The 20,216-nt window shown below is 67.4% G+C and carries 19 protein-coding genes and 2 pseudogenes; 18 read left to right on the top strand and 3 right to left on the bottom strand.

The features are described 5' to 3' along the window. Positions 1-32: 32 nt before the first annotated feature. From zipA to AC23D6_RS11235, 15 genes and pseudogenes are all read left to right on the top strand, one after another. Entirely contained in the window at positions 33-767 is a 735-nt protein-coding gene (zipA, locus tag AC23D6_RS11305; protein ID WP_487749365.1) for a cell division protein ZipA, read from the top strand. A 35-nt stretch (positions 768-802) separates the two neighbouring features. After that, on the top strand, positions 803-1,237 hold the full coding sequence (locus AC23D6_RS11300) for a T6SS immunity protein Tdi1 domain-containing protein (protein WP_487749364.1): 435 nt from the start codon (positions 803-805) through the stop codon (positions 1,235-1,237). 145 nt (positions 1,238-1,382) lie between these two features. Next, a complete protein-coding gene (locus tag AC23D6_RS11295; RefSeq protein ID WP_487749363.1) occupies positions 1,383-1,736 on the top strand; it encodes a DUF2200 domain-containing protein in 354 nt (117 codons plus the stop codon). Positions 1,737-1,885: 149 nt separating this feature from the next. Next, positions 1,886-2,218 carry a low molecular weight protein tyrosine phosphatase family protein gene (locus AC23D6_RS11290; protein WP_487749362.1) on the top strand — a complete coding sequence of 111 codons (333 nt, stop codon included), beginning with the start codon at positions 1,886-1,888 and terminating at the stop codon, positions 2,216-2,218. A 9-nt stretch (positions 2,219-2,227) separates the two neighbouring features. After that, on the top strand, positions 2,228-2,602 hold the full coding sequence (locus tag AC23D6_RS11285; RefSeq protein WP_487749361.1) for a VOC family protein: 375 nt from the start codon (positions 2,228-2,230) through the stop codon (positions 2,600-2,602). After that, complete coding sequence (locus tag AC23D6_RS11280; RefSeq protein WP_487749360.1) at positions 2,599-2,958, top strand: GFA family protein; 360 nt, start codon at positions 2,599-2,601, stop codon at positions 2,956-2,958. The genes AC23D6_RS11285 and AC23D6_RS11280 overlap by 4 nt, the downstream gene beginning before the upstream one ends. 603 nt (positions 2,959-3,561) lie before the next feature. Further along, positions 3,562-5,500 (top strand): annotated as a pseudogene (ligA, locus tag AC23D6_RS11275) (NAD-dependent DNA ligase LigA); the annotation flags it as partial. A gap of 173 nt (positions 5,501-5,673) precedes the next feature. Further along, positions 5,674-5,922 (top strand): annotated as a pseudogene (locus AC23D6_RS11270) (BRCT domain-containing protein); the annotation flags it as partial. A gap of 127 nt (positions 5,923-6,049) precedes the next feature. Next, positions 6,050-7,021 carry an EF-P lysine aminoacylase EpmA gene (gene epmA, locus AC23D6_RS11265; RefSeq protein ID WP_487749359.1) on the top strand — a complete coding sequence of 324 codons (972 nt, stop codon included), beginning with the start codon at positions 6,050-6,052 and terminating at the stop codon, positions 7,019-7,021. A 109-nt stretch (positions 7,022-7,130) separates the two neighbouring features. Beyond that, positions 7,131-7,892, top strand: a complete 762-nt coding sequence (locus AC23D6_RS11260; protein ID WP_487749358.1) for a DUF3011 domain-containing protein — start codon at positions 7,131-7,133, stop codon at positions 7,890-7,892. Positions 7,893-7,940: 48 nt separating this feature from the next. Further along, complete coding sequence (gene mtnA, locus AC23D6_RS11255) at positions 7,941-8,999, top strand: S-methyl-5-thioribose-1-phosphate isomerase (RefSeq protein ID WP_487749357.1); 1,059 nt, start codon at positions 7,941-7,943, stop codon at positions 8,997-8,999. A gap of 175 nt (positions 9,000-9,174) precedes the next feature. After that, positions 9,175-10,320 (top strand): GGDEF domain-containing protein, encoded by a 1,146-nt coding sequence (locus tag AC23D6_RS11250; protein ID WP_487749356.1) that lies wholly within the window; start codon positions 9,175-9,177, stop codon positions 10,318-10,320. Positions 10,321-10,438: 118 nt separating this feature from the next. Then, complete coding sequence (locus AC23D6_RS11245; RefSeq protein ID WP_487749355.1) at positions 10,439-12,241, top strand: sensor histidine kinase; 1,803 nt, start codon at positions 10,439-10,441, stop codon at positions 12,239-12,241. Continuing rightward, positions 12,238-12,678, top strand: coding sequence for a response regulator (locus AC23D6_RS11240; protein ID WP_487749354.1), 441 nt, complete (start codon positions 12,238-12,240; stop codon positions 12,676-12,678). The genes AC23D6_RS11245 and AC23D6_RS11240 overlap by 4 nt, the downstream gene beginning before the upstream one ends. Before the next feature lie 3 nt (positions 12,679-12,681). Then, the gene (locus tag AC23D6_RS11235) at positions 12,682-14,190 is read left to right on the top strand and encodes a sensor histidine kinase (protein WP_487749353.1); all 1,509 of its coding nucleotides are present in this window, start codon (positions 12,682-12,684) and stop codon (positions 14,188-14,190) included. Positions 14,191-14,217: 27 nt separating this feature from the next. Here the strand turns inward: AC23D6_RS11235 and AC23D6_RS11230 are convergent, their stop codons facing one another. The 3 genes from AC23D6_RS11230 to AC23D6_RS11220 form a co-directional block, all read right to left on the bottom strand. Beyond that, on the bottom strand, positions 14,218-14,538 hold the full coding sequence (locus tag AC23D6_RS11230; protein ID WP_487749352.1) for a hypothetical protein: 321 nt from the start codon (positions 14,536-14,538) through the stop codon (positions 14,218-14,220). A 145-nt stretch (positions 14,539-14,683) separates the two neighbouring features. Then, positions 14,684-15,100: a hypothetical protein gene (locus AC23D6_RS11225; protein WP_487749351.1), complete on the bottom strand. Its 417-nt coding sequence runs from the start codon at positions 15,098-15,100 to the stop codon at positions 14,684-14,686. A 265-nt stretch (positions 15,101-15,365) separates the two neighbouring features. Then, positions 15,366-15,722 (bottom strand): hypothetical protein, encoded by a 357-nt coding sequence (locus AC23D6_RS11220; RefSeq protein WP_487749350.1) that lies wholly within the window; start codon positions 15,720-15,722, stop codon positions 15,366-15,368. A 182-nt stretch (positions 15,723-15,904) separates the two neighbouring features. On the opposite strand from AC23D6_RS11220, the gene AC23D6_RS11215 reads away from it, so the two are divergent. The 3 genes from AC23D6_RS11215 (at position 15,905) to AC23D6_RS11205 (ending at position 20,104) form a co-directional block, all read left to right on the top strand. Beyond that, positions 15,905-18,325, top strand: a complete 2,421-nt coding sequence (locus tag AC23D6_RS11215) for a DEAD/DEAH box helicase (protein ID WP_487749349.1) — start codon at positions 15,905-15,907, stop codon at positions 18,323-18,325. Then, on the top strand, positions 18,322-19,197 hold the full coding sequence (locus tag AC23D6_RS11210) for a ribonuclease H-like domain-containing protein (protein ID WP_487749348.1): 876 nt from the start codon (positions 18,322-18,324) through the stop codon (positions 19,195-19,197). Before AC23D6_RS11215 ends, AC23D6_RS11210 begins: the two co-directional genes overlap by 4 nt. Before the next feature lie 85 nt (positions 19,198-19,282). Continuing rightward, on the top strand, positions 19,283-20,104 hold the full coding sequence (locus tag AC23D6_RS11205) for a hypothetical protein (RefSeq protein WP_487749347.1): 822 nt from the start codon (positions 19,283-19,285) through the stop codon (positions 20,102-20,104). Positions 20,105-20,216 lie beyond the last annotated feature (112 nt).

Here is a 20,216-nt window from a genome sequence, read left to right as displayed (position 1 = left end):
CTGATCGATCCCAACCTGCCGGAGAATCCCCTGTGTCCGACATGGCCATGCTTCGTATCGGAATCCTCGTCGCCGGCGTCCTGCTGCTGGTCGCGATCTTCCTGTTCGGCCGTCCCAAGAAGCCCAGCCAGGGCCGCCGCATCGAGACCGCCGAGCGCGACACCGCGCGCGTCGAGCCCAGCCTCGCCGGCGACGACACCAGCGAACAGGTGCAGGACTACAGCGGCGAGCGCGTCAGCCAGCCGGAACTCGGCCTGCCGGGCGGCACGCCGGTCGCCGGGGTGGAGAACGACCTGGGCAAGCGGCCCAGCCAGGATTTCGACAAGATCGTCTCGCTCTACGTCGCGGCCAAGGCCGGGCACGTGCTGCGCGGCGAGGACATCGTGGTCGCCGCCGAGAAGACCGGCCTGACCTTCGGCCACATGAACGTGTTCCACCGCCTGGTGGAAGGCCACCCGGAACGCGGCCCGGTCTTCAGCATGGCCAACATCATGCAGCCGGGCAGCTTCGACATGGCCCACATCCGCGAGCTGGAAACCCCGGCCATCGCCTTCTTCCTGACCCTGCCGGCACCGATGACCGCACTGGAGGCCTGGGAGAAGATGCTGCCCAACGTCGAACGCATGGCCGAACTGCTCGGTGGCGTGGTCCTCGACGACAGCCGCAACACCCTCGGCCGCCAGCGCATCCAGCACATCCGCGAAGAGCTGCGTGCGTACGACCGCCAGCACGAAGCGCCGCCGCTGACGAAGGCGCCGCGGTGGTGAGCATGAAGATCGTGCGGTGCATTCACTAACGCCGCATGCAGCTGGTCGCCATCATCGAGGCGTCCTGGGGCTGGACCGGTTTGAAGCCGCTGCTCGTGGTCGGCGAGAACGCGTTCGGGAATCTCATCGTCAAGGACGTTGAGGAACGCTACTGGCGTCTCTGCCCCGAAGATCTGTACTGCAGGGTGATTGCGGCTTCCAGGTCCGAGCTCGATACGCTCTCCAGCGATCAGGACTTCCTGCGCGATTGGAGCATGACCGAACTGACGCGGCAGGCAAAGGAACGATGGGGTCCGCTCCGTCCAGGATTCAAGTACTGCCTGAAGATCCCCGGTGCGTTGGGAGGCCAATACGGTGGAGACAATCTCGCCACCATGTCGCTTGAAGAACTCATTTCTGCATCCGGCTCGATCGCCAAGCAGGTCGATCAACTGCCCGACGGCGCGCAGGTTCGTTTGGTAGTGAAGTAGCGCATAGGTTGGGGTGAGCGAAGCGAAGCCCAACATGGCCAGAGCCGCTCCCGCTTCTTCAACGGATAAAGATCACGTGTTGGGGTTCGCTTAGCTCACCCAACCTATGACAACGACGGTTGGGTCCGTCCGTGGAGGTTTTTCGATGTCGCACCGCATCTTCACCACCTCCTTCGCCAGCGTGTATCCGCTCTACGTGCAGAAGGCCGAGCGCAAAGGGCGCTCGAAGGAAGAGGTCGACGAGGTCATCGGCTGGCTGACGGGGTACGACGCGGCCGGGCTGGCGAGGCAGATCGAGGCGAAGACGGATTTCCAGACCTTCTTCGCCGAAGCACCCCGCCTGCATCCCCATGCGTCGCTGATTACCGGCGTGGTCTGCGGCGTGCGGGTCGAAGAGGTTGAAGATCCGCTGATGCAGAAGATTCGCTACCTCGACAAGCTGGTGGACGAGCTGGCGAAAGGGAAGGCGATGGAAAAGATCCTGCGGTGCCCGAAATAAAGGAATGCACCGTAGGCTGGGTTGGAGCGAAGCGGAAACCCAGCACTCGTACATTCGTGGGAATCGCTGGGTTTACGCTGCGCTCCAACCCAGCCTACGGCCGCCACGCAGGCCTTGGACGACCCTTTCGACATCCCGCACACTGCCCCATGCCCCGCAACATCCTCTTCATCTGCACCCAGAACCGCCTGCGCAGCCCGACGGCGGAGCAGGTGTTCGCCGATTGGCCGGGTATCGAGACCGCGTCGGCAGGGCTAGGCAACGATGCGGAAGTGCCGGTGTCGCCCGAGTTGCTGGCGTGGGCGGATATTGTCTTCGTGATGGAGAAGGCGCACCGAAACCGCCTGTCGGCGAAGTTCGGTTCCCACCTCAAGGGTGCGCGGGTGGTCTGCTTGGATATCCCGGACGAGTACGAATACATGGACCCTGAGCTGGTCCGCCTGTTGAAGCAGAAGGTCACGCGTTTCCTGCCCGCTGGATGAGGCCTCCCGATGATCGACCTGAAACTCACCGACGTCCGCCCCTTCATCGGCAGCAAGGACTTCGACGTCTCCCGGGCTTTCTATGAAGCCCTCGGCTGGACGACGGACTATCTCGACGACCAACTGGCCCGGATGACGAACGGCGCACACAGCTTCTATCTGCAGCGCTACTACCAGAAGGACTGGTTGGAGAACACGATGCTGCACATCACCGTGGCCGATGCCGCCGCGTGCCACGCGCAAATCGCCACAGTGTTGGTTAGTGGTGCGTTCGGTGAAGCCCGCGTCGCGCCGCCCAGGCACGAGGACTACGGCGCCCTGGTGACGTACGTCTGGGACCCGGCGGGGGTGTTGCTGCATCTGGCGCAGTGGGACGACGCATGAGCCGCCCCCTGCAGACCTACGCCGGCCGTTGCCATTGCGGCGCCATCCGCTTCGAGATCGAGAGCGACTTTCCCGAGCTGACGCAGTGCGACTGCTCCCTCTGCCGCAAGAAGAACGCGCTGATGGTGAAGGTGCACGAGAGCGCCTTCCGCCTGCTGACGGGCTCGGAGGCGCTGGCCGAGTACCAGTTCCACACCCATACCGCGCACCACCACTTCTGCAAGGTGTGCGGCATCTACCCGTTCCACCGCAAACGCGTCACCCCGGACTACTACGGCATCAACGTCTATTGCCTGGACGGGTTCGATCCCGCTGGCATCCCGGTGCGCATGACGGTGGGCGCGGGCATGCCGTGACTGACGGTGCCACCGGTTTTCCCGCTGACGACGGCGCCTTGGAGTTGCATGCCATGGAACGGGACGTGCTGTACCCGTTCCACGCCTGACCTGGCCCGCAGCGGGCGTTCCACGGGTCGTGTTTCTCACATTCCCCGCATGAGATGGCACTCTGCGCTCCATCCATGGAGCTCGGAGCCCCATCGATGGCTTTCTGAGCTCCATCGATTACACTCCGAGCCCCATCGATCACACTCCGAGCTCGATCGATCACATTCCGAGCCCCATCGATCACATTCCGAGCCCGATCGATCACTTTCCGAGCCCGATCGATCACATTCCGAGCTCCATCGATCACACTCCGAGCCCGATCGATCGCACTCCGAGCCCGATCGATCACACTCCCAGCTCCATCGATCACACTCCCAGCTCCATCGATCACATTCCGAGCTCCATCGATCACATTCCGAGCTCCATCGATCGCACTCCGAGCCCCATCGATGGGGCTCCCAGCGCCATCGCCCGACGGTGGACCCGGCAACGCCACGCGACGGAAGGCAGGGGCGGCCCTCGACCCGCCCGGCCTGCACCTCCCGTCACGGCCCGCGGCCTTAGAATTCACACATGACGCCGCCGACCCCTGCCGCCCGTATCGCCGACCTCCGCCGTCAGCTGGAGGATGCCAATTACCGCTACCACGTCCTCGACGAACCCAGCATCCCAGACGCCGAGTACGACCGCCTGCTGCGCGCACTGGACGAACTGGAAGCCGCGCACCCCGACCTGGTCACCGCCGATTCGCCCACCCAGCGCGTGGGCAATGCGCCGGCCGGCAAGTTCGCCGAAGTCCGCCACGCCATCCCCATGCTGTCGCTGGGCAATGCCTTCAGCGACGAGGAAGTGCAGGATTTCGTCCGCCGCATCGCCGACAAGCTCAAGCGCCCGGCCTTGCGGTTCTCGGCCGAGCCGAAGCTGGACGGCCTGGCTATCAGCCTGCGGTACGAGAACGGCGCCTTCGTCCAGGGCGCGACCCGCGGCGACGGCGCCACCGGCGAGGACGTCACCCTCAACCTGCGCACCATCAAAGCCATCCCGCTGACCCTGCGCGGCACCGGCTGGCCCGCCGTGCTGGAAGTGCGCGGCGAGGTCTACATGCCGCGCGCCGACTTCGAGAAATACAACGAGCACGCGCGCAAGCACGGCGGCAAGGTGCTGGCGAACCCGCGCAATGGCGCCGCCGGCTCGCTGCGCCAGTTGGACCCGCGCATCACCGCGCAGCGGCCGCTGGCGTTCTTCGCCTACGGCACCGGCCTTGTCGAAGGCGGCGAGCTGCCGGATTCGCATTCGGCCACGCTGAAGCAGCTGCGCGGCTGGGGCTTCCCGGTCAGCAGCCTGAGCGACGTGGTGGAAGGCGTGGACGGCCTGCTCGACTACTACCGGCGCATCGGCGAGGCACGCGATGGGCTGCCGTTCGACATCGACGGCGTGGTCTACAAGCTGGACGACGGGGAAGGGCAGCGCGAGATGGGGTTTGTCTCGCGCGCGCCGCGCTGGGCGATCGCGCACAAGTTCCCGGCGCAGGAACAGATGACGGTGCTGGAGTCCATCGAGGTCAACGTCGGCCGCACCGGCGCGGTAACGCCGTGGGCGCTGATGCAACCCGTGCACGTCGGCGGGGTGACCGTCACCCGCGCCACCCTGCACAACGCCGACCAGGTGGCGCGCCTGGACGTGCGCAACGGCGACACGGTGATCGTGCGCCGCGCCGGCGACGTGATCCCAGAGGTCGTCGGTGTGGTGCCTGAGCGGCGCCCGGCCGGCACCGTGCAATGGCAGATGCCGACCGAATGCCCGGTCTGTGGGTCGGAGATCGTCCGCGAGGAAGGCGAAGCGGTCTGGCGTTGCAGCGGCGAGCTGACCTGCCCGGCGCAGCGTAAGGAATCGATCATCCATTTCGCCTCGCGTCGTGCGATGGATATCGAAGGGCTGGGTGAGCGCTTCGTCGAGGATCTCAGCGACCTCGGCTTCGTGCAGAACGTGGCCGATCTCTACAAGCTGACCGTGGACGATCTGCTCGAGATGAAAAGCCGCGCAGACGAGCGCGACGGCACCACGCCCCTCGCACTTACTAAGAGCGGGGTGAAGTCGGGCAAGGTGGCGACGAAGTGGGCCGAAAACCTGATCGAGGCCATCGAACGCAGCCGAAACACCACGCTGGAGCGCTTCCTGTTCGGGCTGGGCATCCAGCACGTGGGCGAGAGCACGGCCAAGGCGCTGGCGCAGTGGTTCGGCGACCTGCAGCTGATCCGCCGCCTGCCGTGGCCGCTGTTCAAGCGCGTCCCGGACATCGGCGGCGAAGTCGCGCGCTCACTGGGCCACTTCTTCGATCAGCCCGGCAATCAACAGGCCATCGATGACCTGCTGGCGCGCGGCGTGGTCATCGGCGACACGCGTCCGCCGTCCGGCAAGCTGCGCGCCGGCCTCGACTTGGCCACGCTGCTGGTGGACCTGGAGATTCCGAAGGTCACCCGCGTGCGCGCCGAGCAGCTGGCGTCCGCTTTCCCTTCCGTGCCGGCGCTGCTGGACGCGCCGGTACACAACTTCGTCACTGCCGGCCTGCCGAGCGACTCGGCCAACGCCTTCGCCGCGTGGCTGGAGGACGAGGCGAACGCGCAACTGCTCTCGCGCAGCGGTGAAGCATTGGAGACGTTACGGGCGATCACGCCCGAAGAGGTCGCCGCTCCCGCCGGCCCGCTCGAAGGCAAGACCGTCGTGCTCACCGGCGGCCTGGCCGCGATGAGTCGCGACGAGGCCGGCGAGAAGCTCGAGGCGCTTGGCGCCAAGGTCGCCGGCAGCGTGTCGAAGAAGACGCATCTGGTGGTCGCCGGCGAAGCGGCCGGTTCCAAGCTGGCCAAGGCGCAGGAACTGGGCATCGAGATCTGGGACGAAGCGCAGTTGCTGGCGTTTCTGGAGCGGTACGCTTGAGCGGCAGGGATGATCGGTGTGGGAGCGACGTAAGTCGCGATCGCGCTTGTTGGCGTGTGCGGGCCGTGGCGGGTGCGCGGGCTCGGTTCATCGCGACTTACGTCGCTCCCACACCTGACATCGCGCGATGAACTGGCAGCCCTCCGCCTCGATGGACGCGCTGCGCCTGCGCGCGCAGCTCAACCGCCTCGTGCGCGAGTTCTTCTTCGCGCGCGATGTGCTGGAAGTCGAGACGCCGATCATGTCGCGGGCTGGAAACACCGACCCGAACATCGCGTCGTTTTCGCTTGAGTTCTCCGGTCGCACCGACGGTGCGCCGCGCACGCGCTGGCTGCGCACGTCGCCGGAGTTTCCGCTGAAGCGGCTGCTCGCGGCCGGCGTGGGTGATTGCTTCGAGCTGGGGCGCGTGTTCCGCGACGGCGAAGCCGGGGGGCGGCACAACCCGGAGTTCACGATGCTCGAGTGGTACCGCGTGGGCTGGACGCTGGAACCGCTGGTCGACGAGACGGTGGGGCTGGTGCAGGCCGCGCTGGCGATGATCGGGCGGGAAGCGACGGTCGTGCGTTCGAGTTTCCGTGACCTCTACGCGCAGCGCCTGGGCTTCGATCCGATGACCGCCGAGCTGGACGTCGTGCGCAACGCGGCGGCCCACATCCCAATCGACGGCGAAGGCCTGACCCGCGACGACTGGCTCGACCTGCTGATGACGCACGTGCTGCAGCCGGGCTTCGGCCGCGACGAGATCCGGGTGGTGCACGACTATCCGGCCACGCAGTCGGCGCTGGCGCGCGTGGTGGAGCGCGACGGCGTGCCGGTGGCGGAGCGCTTCGAGCTGTACCTCGGTGCGCTGGAGCTGGCCAACGGCTACCACGAGCTCACCGACGCGGTGGAGCAGCGGGCGCGCTTCGAACGCGATGTCGCCGTGCGGCAGGCGCGGGGTGATGTCGCGCCGCCGATCGACGCAGCGCTGTTGGACGCGTTGGCGCACGGCATGCCGGCCTGTGCGGGCGTCGCGCTGGGCGTGGACCGCCTGCTGATGGCAATGCTCGATACGCCGCGCATCGCGGACGTGGTGGCGTTCGATTTCGCGCGCGCCTGAAAGCCAGCCAAACGCGCCGCGCGCGTGGCTCGGTTTGCAAACGATTACGTGAGCGCGCGTTCATCATCGCTGCGTAGATTGCGTGCCAACACCCACGAGGACGCACGCCATGGAACGCTCCCTGATCGCGACACTGGTGCTCGGCACCGTCGCCCTGTTCGGCAACGTAGCTGTAAAGGCGGCGCCGCAGTACGACGACCGCTACTACGGCAACAGCCAGATCGTCCGCTGCGACTCCAACGACAACCGCTATCGCGAGTGCCGAATGGATACGCGCGGCGGCGTGCAGATAGTGCGGCAGATTTCCAAGACGCGTTGCGAAGAAGGCCGTACCTGGGGCCGCATGCGGGATGGCGTGTGGGTCGACCGTGGTTGTCGTGCGGAGTTCGCCAGCGGTCGTGGTGGCGGCGGCTGGGCTAATGTGCAGCGCATCCGTTGCGAGTCCAACGATGGCCGTTCGCGCACCTGTCCCATCAGCGGTCGCGGCGATGTGCGGCTGATCCGCCAGCTGTCCAAGGCGCCGTGCAGCGAAGGCTACAGCTGGGGTCAGGACCGCAACGCGATCTGGGTGTCGCGTGGCTGCCGTGCCGAGTTCGAGGTCTACGGCCGGGGCAACGGCTGGAATGGCGGGGGCTGGAACAACGGCGGCTATGACAACGGTTATGGCAATGGCTATGGCAGCGGCTACGGCCAGACCTTCCGCTGCGAGTCCGAGAAGGGGCGCACCCGGACCTGCGGCGTGGACGGCCGTCGCGTGCAGCTGGTTCGCCAGCTGTCCAATGCCGCCTGCATTGAGGGCCGCACCTGGGGCCGCGATGCCCGCGGCGTCTGGGTCACCGACGGCTGCCGGGCCGAGTTCCGCAGCTGGTGATCGCCCGGGTGTGAGGAGAGGCGGGGAGGGGGCCGGTACAATGGCCCCATGACCGACCCCATCGATTACGCCCGCTACGACCGCATCCGCCCCATCCGCTGGACCGGGAGCGCGCTGGAACTGCTGGACCAGCGCAAGCTCCCCTTCGTGGTGGAGTACCTCAGCTGCACCACCAGCGACGAGGTGGCCGCGGCCATCCACGACCTGGCCGTGCGGGGCGCCCCGGCGATCGGCATCGCCGCCGCCTGGGGCGTGGTGCTGGCTTCGCGTGAAGTGATGGCCGCCACGCCTGCCGAAGCCGCCGAGAAGTTGGAACCGGCCCTGCAGCGCCTCAACGCCGCTCGGCCCACCGCGGTCAACCTGGCCTGGGCATTGACGCGCATGCGCGCGGCCCTGAAGACCGCCGGCAGCGACTGGCGCGGGGTGCTCGAACTCGAAGCCCTGGCCATCGCCGAAGAAGACCTCGCCGCCAACCGCCACATGGGCGAACTGGGCGCGGCGCTGATTCCCGCCGGCAGCGGCGTGCTGACCCACTGCAACACGGGCTCGCTGGCCACGGCCGGGTTCGGTACTGCGCTGGGCGTGATCCGTGCCGGCGTGGCCCAGGGTCGCATCGGCAAGGTCTACGCTGGTGAGACCCGCCCCTGGCAGCAGGGCGCGCGCCTGACCGCATGGGAACTGCAGCAGGACGGCATTCCCGCCACCCTGATCGCCGACTCGGCCGCCTCGCACCTGATGAAAACCGGCGCCGTGCAGTGGGTGGTCGTGGGTGCGGACCGCATCTGCGCCAACGGCGACACCGCCAACAAGATCGGCACCTACCAACTGGCCATCGCCGCGCGCCATCACGGCGCGAAGTTCATGGTGGTGGCGCCCTCGTCCACGGTGGACATGGCGACGCCGAACGGCGACGCGATCCACATCGAGGAACGCGATCCGGCCGAACTGCTCGGCATCGGCGGCACCCGGATCGTCGCCGAGGGCGTGCCGGCCTGGAACCCGGTGTTCGACGTGACCCCGGCCTCCCTGATCGATGCCATCGTCACCGAGAAGGGCGTCATCGAGCAGCCCGACGAAGCGCGCATGCGCGCGGCCTTCGGCGGCTAGGTCCCGTCATGGGGGAAGGGCACGGGGAGCCTGAAAGCGACGCGGCGCGTCAGTCCGGCGTGGCCCGGAGCCGCGTCCGATGAGGCGCCGGCGTCGCCGAAACGCTGCTGCGGCGGGCGCGAGCCCGTTGGCACGGGCGTTGCACCGCCTGGGTGACGTTGGCCAGGAATCGCGCATGCGCGCCCGCTCTCTTCCCGCTTCGCCCGTGGTGGCGCCCGGCATGCTGCGAAGCCTGCGGGGCCTGCTTGCGCGCGATTCCACCCGCGGCCTGAATGCCGCCGAGCGCGAAGACCTGACCCAGGCCCAGCTGCGCGCCACCCGCCCCATCGTCAGCGGCGTGCTGCTGTGCGGGGCCGTGCTGCTGGCGATCATCGCCATGTTCGAAGTGATGGGTCTTACGCCAGCCATCGGCTATCCGGCCTGGCTGCAACTGGCGGTGGCCGGCGTGGTGGCCGGCTGCGCTGCGGGCGTCGCCCGGCTGCTCCAGTGGCAGCAGCGACTGATCCTGACCCTGGTGGCGACGCTGCTGACGGGCATCTTCATGAGCATGCCGCTGCCGGGCGCGACCGGGCAGCTTGCGCTGCGCACGGGCCTGTTCCAACTGCTGCCGCTGGCGCTGATGGCCCTGATGGTTCGGCCGGTGTCGCTGCTGGCCTTCGCGCTGCTGATCGTGGTGATGGCGCAACTTCGGATCGTGCTGCATGGGGTACCCGGCTCGGGCAGCGCGCTCTACTGGTTGTATACGCTCACCACGATCGGCTTCGGCCTGGTGCTGGCGGGCTATCGCACCGACTTCGCGGTCTCGGCGTGGCAGATGCGCCGCCGCCTGGTGGAGCAGGCGCACACCGATGCGCTGACCGGCCTGCTGAACCGCAACGGCTGGAGCGAACGTGCCGACGCCGCGCTCGCACGCGCCACCGTGGCCGGCGCGCCGATCGCGCTGGTGGTGCTGGACATCGATTTCTTCAAGCACATCAACGACCGCCTCGGGCATGACGGCGGCGACCTGGTGCTGCAGCGGCTGGGCGCGATCATGCGTGCCCGCACAGGGGGCGACGAAGGCTGCGCGGCGCGCATCGGCGGCGAGGAATTCGCGGTATTGCTCGATGGCGAAGACGCACGGTCGGCCTCGGCGTTCGCCGAGCGCGTGCGCCGCGAATTCGGCAAGGAAAACGACGGCGTGGTAGCCACGCTGTCCGCCGGCGTCGCCGCGCACGTGAAGGGCGAATCGCTGCGCGAACTGATGCGACGCGCCGACCAGGCGCTTTACGAAGCCAAGCGCGAAGGGCGCGACCGGGTCTGCGTCGCGCCGGCTCCCTGAACGCCAGGCTGAACGCCGCGGCCTTCATTCCCAATATGACGATCCTGCGCTAGCATCCGTTGGCTTCGCGCGCGGCGACTGTCGGGGTCTCCGGCGCGATTTTTCTAGTCAGGGGATCATGAACGAAGATCGTGCCCGCGCGACGTGGGGAAAATGGCGCCTGCCCTTGCTGGGGCTGGTGATCCTGCTGATCGTCGTCGGACCGGTTATCCTGCTGCAGCAGTTGGCCCGCTCCACGCAAAAGGCCGCCGACGAAGTCGTCCACACCCATGAGGTCGAAGCCACCGTGCTCGGCCTGGCCCTGGACGTACGCGAGATGGAAAGCTCCGCCATGCTGATCGCGCTGGGGGCCGATCATCCATTGGCACGCGAACGGTTGGTGAGCGGCAGGACTTCCTTGCCGGAGCGCTTCCAGAAGCTCGCGCGATTGACGGCGGACAACCCAGAACAGTTGGTGCGGGTCGGCCGCCTGCGCGAACTGGTGAATGCACGCATCGAGGTGGTGGACCAGTTGCTGGAGGCGCCGGAAGCCTACAAGGGATCGGTGGTGGCACCGCTGGCGACGCGGTTTCCCATCCGCGGCCTGCTGCTGGAGATCCTCGACGACGAGCGCGCCCTGCTGGATGCGCGCAGTCGCGACGCGAACGAGCAACGTCGGCGCATGGAATGGATCCGCATGGCGGCGCTGGGCGCCCAGCTGTTGCTGATCGTCCTGGTGGTGATGTCGCTGGGGCGGCAGGTGGCGCGACGGCTGAACGCCGAGAAGGAGACCGCGCGGGCCAGCCAGCGCGCACTGGTCATGCTGGACACGGTACGCGAACCGATCGTGTTGCTGGACGGCGAACAGCACATCCAGGTGCATAACGCCGCCTTTGCCGAGTTGTACGGCATCGAGAAGGGCCGCAAGGTCGCGAGCCTGGACGACCTGGGCGTCGCGTGGTCCGACAAGGTGATGCGCAAACGCCTGGACGACGTGCTGGCACGGGGGCGCGAGCTCTGGGACTACGAACTGCAGCAAGAAACCGCCGACGGCCTGAACCGGACGGTGTTGATCAACGCCCGCCGGATGCCGTTGCCGGATCAGGAAGACCATGCGGTGCTGGTGACGGTCAGCGACATTTCCCTGCAAAAGACCGCGCAGCAGGAAATCGCCGCGCTCAACCGCCAGCTGGAAGGCAAGGTGGAACAGGTCTCGGAAGTGAACCGCGAACTGGAAGCCTTCAGTTATTCGGTCTCGCACGACCTGCGTGCGCCGCTGCGCCACGTCGCCGGTTTCTCGGACAAGCTCGGACGCCACCTGGGCGAGGGCATCGACGAGAAGAGCCGCCACTACCTGAACGTGATCGGCGACTCCGCGCGCCGGATGTCGCAGCTGATCGACGATCTGCTGGTCTACTCGCGTCTGGGTCGCAGCGCGCTGCGCCTGCAGGCGGTGGACATGCAATCGCTGGTCGCCGAGTCGCGGGCGATGCTCGACGCCACCGAGGCGGGCGAAGGCCGTGCCGAGCGCGTGGAGTGGCGCATCGGTCCGATGCCGATCGTGCTGGCCGACGAGAACATGATGCGCCAGGTATGGGGCAACCTGCTCGGCAATGCCGTCAAGTACAGCAGCCTGCGCGATCGCGCGGTCATCGAGGTCGAACACCGGAAGCAGGACGATGGCAGTCATCTGTTCAGCGTGCGCGACAACGGTGCCGGCTTCGACATGGCCTACGCCGGCAAGCTGTTCGGCGTGTTCCAGCGCCTGCACAAGGCCAGCGAGTTCACCGGCACGGGCATCGGTCTGGCCAGCGTGCGGCGCGTGCTCGGCCGTCATGGCGGCCGCATCTGGGCCGAATCGGCGCCCGACCAGGGCGCGACCTTCTTCTTCACCCTTCCCGCGGCACTCGACACCGCGCCTTCCCGAGATCACGACGCATGAGCGACATCCGCACCATCCTGCTGGCCGAAGACAGCCTGGCCGACGCTGAAATGGCGATCGATGCGCTGCGCGAGGCCAACCTGGCCAATCCCATCGTGCACGTCGAGGACGGCGTGGAAGCGCTGGACTACCTGCTGCGGCGCGGCGCGCATGCGAATCGCGAGGAGGGTCTGCCGTCCGTACTGCTGCTGGACATCAAGATGCCGCGCATGGACGGCCTGGAAGTGTTGAAGAACATCCGCGGCCACGAGCAGCTCAAGCACCTGCCGGTGGTCATCCTGTCGTCCTCGCGCGAAGAAAGCGACCTGGCGCGCAGCTGGGACCTGGGCGTGAATGCCTACGTGGTGAAGCCGGTGGACATCGATCAGTTCTTCCAGGCAGTGAAGACGCTGGGCACGTTCTGGGCCGTCATCAACGAAACACCGGCGCGAGGCTGATCGATGCCGCGTACCGGGACGCCGCTGGGCCGCGTGAGGATCCTCCTGGTGGAGGACTCCGAGCTGGACGCCGAACTGCTGGTCGAGCAATTGCAGGATGCCGGCCTCGATGCCGAGTTCCAGCGCGTCGACGATGCCGCGAGCATGACCGCGGCGCTGGCCGGCGATCCTTTCGACCTGGTGATCTCGGACATGGAACTGCCGGGGTTTTCCGGCTACCAGGCGCTGGAGCTGCTGCAGGCGCATGATGCGCGGCTGCCGTTCGTGTTCTTCTCCGGCACGATCGGCGAAGAAGCGGCCGTCAAGGCCCTGCAGGAAGGCGCCAGCGACTACGTGCTCAAGCACACGCCCGCGCGTCTGCCGTCGGCGGTGGCGCGCGCGATCCGGGAAGCGCGTCGCGAGCGGGAGCGCGAGTACGCCGAACGCGAACTGATGCGCTCGCAACGACTGGACTGCCTGGCGATGCTCGCCGCGGGGCTCAGCCACGACCTGCGCAACATCCTGCAGCCGCTGTTGATCGTGCCGGATCTCTTGTCCACCTACAGCAACGACCCGAAAATCCTCCGTCTGGGCGCGGTGATCTCTGAGAGCGGCAAGCGTGGCCACGAGATGGCCGATTCGATGCTGTCGTTCGTGCGCGGCTCGCGCAAGGCGAGCGAGCGGATCGAAGTGGCGGCGCTCTTCCAGGCCGTGCAGCTGCTGCTGCAGGGATCCCTGTCCAAGCGGGTGCGCCTGGCGATCGAGCCGCCTGAGGAAGGCTTGCAGATCGAGGGCAACTACACCGAATTCCAGCAGTGCCTGATCAACCTGTGCCTCAACGGCATCCAGGCGATGGCGGAGCAGGGCGGGGCGTTGACGCTGTCCGCCCGGCGCGAGGCCAATGCGGAAGGGCGCGAGCACGTGGTGATCCGCGTGGCCGACGAAGGCAGCGGCATGGACGAGGCTACGCGCCAGCAGTTGTTCACGCCGTTCTTCACCACCAAGGCCAGCGGTACCGGCTTGGGGCTGATGTCGTGCAAGCGCATCGTTGAATCGGTGAAGGGTCGCATCCACGTGGAAAGCGCGCTGGGCCGCGGTACCGCCTTCGAACTGTGGCTGCCCGCGGCGCCGTCGCTCGAGTGGAGCGCGCCCGAAGGCACGGTGTTCCACGACGGCGAGGGCCGCCGCATCCTGCTGGTGGATGGCGACGCCACCCGCTTGTCGCTGCTGGGCAATGCGTTGGCCGCGCAGGGCTACGACCCGATGATGGCGCCGGACGGCGCGGTGGCGTTGCAGCAGATCGCCCGCATCGGCCTGCCGGCGTTGGCGATCCTGGACGACGACATCCTGCTGCTGTCCGCCGCGGACGTGCTGGCCGTGCTGCAGGAGGCGGGCTTCGACGGCCCGGTGATCCGCCTGCGTGAGCCCGGCATGCAGGCTGATGCCCATGATTGCGCGGCCGTGGTGACGAAGCCCGTGCAGATCCAGTCCCTGTTCGGAGCGATCGAGCACGCTCTGGGCATGCGCGCCTGAGCGGCAGGGTTCCGGCGTTTCGCGGCCTCAGACGTGGCCGGCCGCCGGCTTCAGTCGCTGCCACACCGCGCGCATGATCGGCTGCGCGCGGTACCAGCCGATCGGCGTGTCCGGGCAATAGCGCTGAAGGCGATCGCGCAGGGCCGGCGCGATCTCGTCGAACTCGCGCTGGTGATGCAGCAGGTAGGCGTCGTAGCCCACCTTCAGGCACCGCTCCAGATCACCCACCGTGGCGCCGACGACCTGGAAGGTGTCCTCGTTGAGGCGCGTTTTCCAGTACGCGAGTTCGGCATCGATATCGACGATCTGCGCGGTCGCTTGGGTGCTGCGGACATGATGGCTGGCCATGGTGATCCCCGTGTCGGTGTGGTGGTCTGACCGGATGAGTTTTGGTTCGCCAGAGTGATGCTTAAGTGAAATAAAGAGCGTTTTAACCGGTGTTTAACCGCGTGCGCGCGTTTTTATTCACTTTTGCATGGGATGCGTGAAGGCGTCACCGCTGGCGCATCGCCGCCGCCAGGATCGCGCGTTCGTCCATCAGGGCGACGGGGGAGGGTGGAAACAACGGCGGATCTTCTTCGAACGGGGCGTGCAGTCGTTCCCACACCCGCTCGATCACCGCCTGCGCGAGGGGCCAGTCCAGGCGTACGCCTCGCAGGATGCTCGCGTGGTAGCGGGCCGGTAATGACGGCATCAGTTCCTGCAACGACTGCCGGTGCGAAAGCAGATAGACGTCGTAGGCGAATTTCAAGGTGGGCACGTAGTGCCGGAACGGCGTGCCGGGACGGTGGAACGGCTGGCTGGCGTAGGTGTTTTCCCAGAACAGGAGTTCGGCGTGGATGTCGATGACGGCACACGGCGCGTGCACGTCCGCCCAAGCCGGGGCGATCAGGTGATTGAACTGTGGCATGCGATCCCACTCCCTGGCGCAAGGCCTGACGGAGCATGGACCCGCTGGATGAAACACGGCTTACCAAAGCATGACACCGCCGCGTCCCCGTCCCCACCGCGCGATCCCACCGCGCAGCCCCCCGTGGCAACGTTTCCCTCCCGCGTCCGCACAGGTACGCGGTCCATGATCCTGCCGGTTCTTGTCGTTATCGGCCCCTGCTTAGAGGGACACGCGCCGCGGTGCAGGGGCCGGCCAACCGTTCGTCGTCAACTCACCCGGGAAGTCAGTGCATCTGCGCCGTGTCGGGCTCATGTTCGTCGAGCCAGCGCCATGCCTCGCGCAGCAGCGTGCGTGCCACCGGCCACTCCGGACCGGCATCGCCACGCAGGCGCTCCCAATGATGTTCGAGTTCGAGTTCGGTATCCAGATCGAGGTCGTGGCCGCCATGGTCTGCATGCGACGCGGCGGCGAACGCGTATGCCCGGCAGGCATCTTCCCAGGCCACGTCGGGATGCAGGCGGCGGCGCCGGCCGTAGTCGTGGGCAGTGAAGGCAGCGAAAGCGTCGTCGGCGCGATCCGGTGAACGGAACGGTGTCTGGCGCAGGGTGTCGAGATGCTCGCGATAGAGGTGTCGGTTCATGGGCGGACGCTTCCGGCGGGGGTGTGGCCGTGGTAACCCGGCGCGCGTTACCCGTGGGTGACAAATCCCTTCAAACGCTTATCACAAAGATGAGACGCAGCCGTGCGATCAGCCACCGCTCAGTCTCAGCGGCTGAGACACACTCGGCGTCAGATGGCGGCTGCCCTGCAACGAGATACCCCATGCCTGCTCAGACCTCCCTGGTCCGCCACTACGCCCGTGATGCCGCCGTCCTGCCCGCGGAGTCTGGTGACGGCCATGCGCTGGCGGAACGCCTGGCGGGCAAGTACCACGATCGGGTGACGGGCCGGTTCGTCATTCCGGGCCGTGAAGGCCGCTATGCCGACCTGCCCGATGATCTGCCGCCGCCGCTTGCCGCCGCCCTGCGCGCGCGTGGGATCGGGCGGTTGTATTCGCACCAGGCCGAAGCCTGGACGGCCGCGCAGGCCGGCAAGCACCTCGCGATCGTCACGCCCACCGCGTCGGGCAAGTCGCTGTGCTACACGATGCCGGTGGTGGCCTCGGCGCTGTCTCGCAAGGGCAAGGCGCTGTACCTGTTCCCGACCAAGGCGCTGGCGCAGGACCAGGTGGCCGAACTGCTGGACCTCAGCCGCGCCGGCGAGCTTGGGCTGAAGGCGTTCACCTTCGACGGCGACACGCCGGGCGATGCGCGCCAGGCGATCCGCCTGCATGGCGACATCGTGGTCAGCAATCCGGACATGCTGCACCAGGCCATCCTGCCGCACCACACCAAGTGGGCGCAGTTCTTCGAGAACCTGCGCTACGTGGTGATCGACGAGGTGCATACCTACCGTGGTGTGTTCGGCAGCCATGTCGCCAACGTGCTGCGCCGGCTCAAGCGCGTATGCGCGTTCTACGGCGCGGAGCCGCAGTTCATCCTGTGCTCGGCCACCATCGGCAACCCGAAGGCGCATGCCGAAGCGCTGATCGAGGCGGACGTGGACGCGATCACCGAATCCGGCGCGCCCACCGGCGATAAGCATGTGCTGTTGTGGAATCCGCCGGTGGTCAATCCCGACCTCGGCCTGCGCGCATCGGCGCGGTCGCAGAGCAACCGGATCGCCCGCCTGGCGATCAAGGCCGGGTTGAAGACCCTGGTGTTCGCCCAGTCGCGCACGATGGTGGAAGTGCTCACCAAGTACCTGAAGGATGTGTTCGACCACGATCCGCGCAAGCCGGCGCGGATCCGCGCCTACCGTGGTGGCTACCTGCCCACCGAGCGGCGCGAGGCCGAGCGCGCGATGCGCGATGGGCGCGTGGACGGCATCGTGTCGACCTCGGCGCTGGAACTGGGCGTGGACATCGGCAGCCTGGACGCGGTGGTGTTGAACGGGTATCCGGGCTCCATCGCGGCGACGTGGCAGCGCTTCGGCCGCGCCGGTCGCCGGCAGCAGGCGTCGCTGGGCATTCTGGTGGCCAGTTCGCAGCCGCTGGACCAGTACGTGGTGCGGCATCCGGAGTTCTTCGCCGACAGCCCACCGGAGCACGCGCGCATCGCGCCGGACCAGCCGATGATCCTGCTGGACCACATTCGCTGCGCCGCCTTCGAGCTGCCGTTCCTGGCCGGCGAGATGTACGGACCCATCGATCCGTCGCCGTTCCTGCAACTGCTGGACGAAGACAGCGTGGTGCATCGCGAGGGCGATCGCTACGAGTGGATCGCCGACAGTTATCCGGCCAATGCGGTCAGCCTGCGCTCGGTGGCGGACGGCAATTTCGTCGTGGTGGACCGCACCGACGGGCGCCAGGTGATCATCGCCGAGGTCGACTTCAGCGCCGCGCCGCTGACGCTGTACGAAGGGGCGATCCACATGGTGCAGTCCACGCCGTACCAGGTGGAGCGGCTGGACTGGGAAGGCCGCAAGGCCTACGTCACCCGCACCCACGTGGACTACTACACCGACGCGATCGACTACACCAAGCTGAAGGTGCTCGAGCGCTTCGACGGCGGCATCGCCGGGCAGGGCACGTGCCACCACGGCGAAGTACACGTGGTCCGGCGCGTAGCCGGCTACAAGAAGATCCGCTACTACACGCACGAGAACATCGGCTACGGCCCGGTGAACCTGCCGGACCAGGAGATGCACACCACCAGCCTGTGGTGGCAGTTGCCGCCGCCGTTACTGGAAGCGTCGTTCGGCTCGCGCCAGGAGGCGCTGGATGGCTTCCTCGGCGCCGCGCATGCGCTGCACATCGCCGCGACGGTAGCTGTGATGGCCGAGGGACGCGATCTGCAGAAGGCGGTCGGGGATGGCGACGGTGCGTGGTTCGCGCTGCCGGACACGCAAGGCAGGGGACAGCTGCGCGGCGGCGAGGGCCAGCTGTTGTCGCCGACGTCGGGCGATCGTTTCGTGCCGACGGTGTACCTCTACGACAACTACCCCGGTGGCATCGGCCTGAGCGAACCCTTGTGGCGACGCCAGGCCGAACTGGTGCGTCGTGCCACGGACCTAGTGGGCCGCTGCGACTGCAAGGCCGGTTGTCCGGCGTGCGTGGGTCCTGTGCTGGCCACCGATGAGGAAGCCGACACCACGCCGCGTGCGCTCGCGATGCGCGTGCTGCAGCTGCTGGATGCCGCATGAGCATCAGCCTGGAGACACTTCAGCGGCTGCGACGGCAGGCGGGCCACGCGGCGGCGGCGGAACCGGTGGCGCGCATCGCGGAATCCCCCCGTGAGGCCGAAGCGATCGCAACATTGCGGCGCATGCTGGGTATCCGCGAACGCGCGCGCCCAGCACTGCCCGTGCCCGCGCGCGACCGTCATCTGCCGGGCACCGAAATCGCGCCTGGACTGCTGTTGCTGGAAGACGTGCTCCCGTTCGACAACGTACCGGATGAGGTGGACGGCACGTTCGCACGCACCGGCCTGCTGCCGACCCGCGGCATGCTGTTCTTCGACACCGAGACCACCGGCCTGTCGGGCGGCACCGGCACGCGCGCCTTCATGGTGGGCGCGTCGGACTTCGTGCCCGGCGGCCTGCGCGTGCGCCAGTTGCTGATCACCCACCTGGCGGCCGAACCGGCGATGCTGCGCGAATTCTCGCGCTGGCTGGCGGAGGACACGCGCCTGGTCAGCTACAACGGGCGCTGCTACGACGCACCGCTGCTGGCGACGCGCTACCGCCTGGCACGGCAGGGCACGCCGCTGGCCGGCATCGAGCATCTGGACCTGCTGTTCCCCACGCGCCGCCGGTATCGCGGCGTATGGGAGAACTGCCGGTTGGGCACCATCGAACGCCATGCGCTCGGCATCGTGCGCGAGGACGATCTGCCGGGCTCGGAAGCGCCCGGCGCGTGGTTGCAGTATCTGCGCGGAGGCGATGCAGGCCTGTTGCGGCGCGTGCTGCTGCACAACTTCCAGGACGTGGTGACGTTGGCGCGATTGCTGCTGCATCTTTCGGCGCCGCAGGATGTGGCGCCGGATGGAAGTGTATTTACCTCGCTTCCGCCTTGACCCCGTGACGGGGCGGGCGGATGCTGGCCGTGTCGGAACCCCACGAAGACGCACTGCCTGTCCGCCCTGCCACAGGAGCCGTCCCATGCATCGTCCCGTAGTCCTCTGCGTGCTGCTCGCCGGCACGTCGTTCACCGCCGCCGCGCAGGACCGCTTGCCGGTCGTCGATCGCTTCTACCTCGGCGCCGGCCGCTATTGGGCCGACCACGACCTGGACACGCGCTGGGATGCGAGCGATGGCTCCATGGGCACGCACGTTAATTTCCAGCGCGACCTGGGCTTCATCGACCGCCAGGATGCGCTGGTCTGGAATATCGGCGGCAGCTTCGGCGCGGAGCGGCGGCACAAGATCGATGCCTTCGGCTACGACTACGACGATGACACCCGCCGCCTGCTGGACCGCACGCTGCAGATCGGCGACAACGCGTACCCCGTCGATGCCGACCTGACCGGTCGCCTGGACCTGAAGATCACCGGCGTGTCCTACACCTGGTTCTTCCATCAGGACGGCCAGCGCGCAGCCGGCGTAGGGCTTGGCGCGATGCGCTACGACATCGCCGCCGAACTGGACGCCACCGCCACCGTGGCCGGCTCACCGGTGGCCTATGCGAACGACCTGTCCGAGGCCGAGTGGGCGCCGATGCTGCGCGTCGAGTACGCGCACGCGCTGTCGGCGCACTGGCGCTGGGGCGCGTCGCTCGCCTACACGCGCAAGAACAGCGGCAACGTCACCGGCGATGCGCTGGACGCGCAGGTGGAGCTGGAATATTTCCCGTGGGAGCGCTTCGGCTTCTCGTTGCGCTACAACTACAACGATGTGGACCTCGATTTCGAGCGCACCCGCTTCGACGGCAACCTCAACCTCAACAACCGCGGGCCGCAATTACTGGGCTTGTTCCGCTTCTGAACCGCGGCGCTGTCGGGGATCCACCGACAGCGGAGTGTGAAGCGGTGCGCACTCCGCCACATCGCCCTTCAAGAAGCGGCGGGGGCGGCCGACATCCTTGCTAGATTTCATC

It is taken from the genome of Pseudoxanthomonas sp. G3 (genome assembly GCF_057654715.1).
This window is presented reverse-complemented; position numbering and strand designations above follow the sequence as displayed.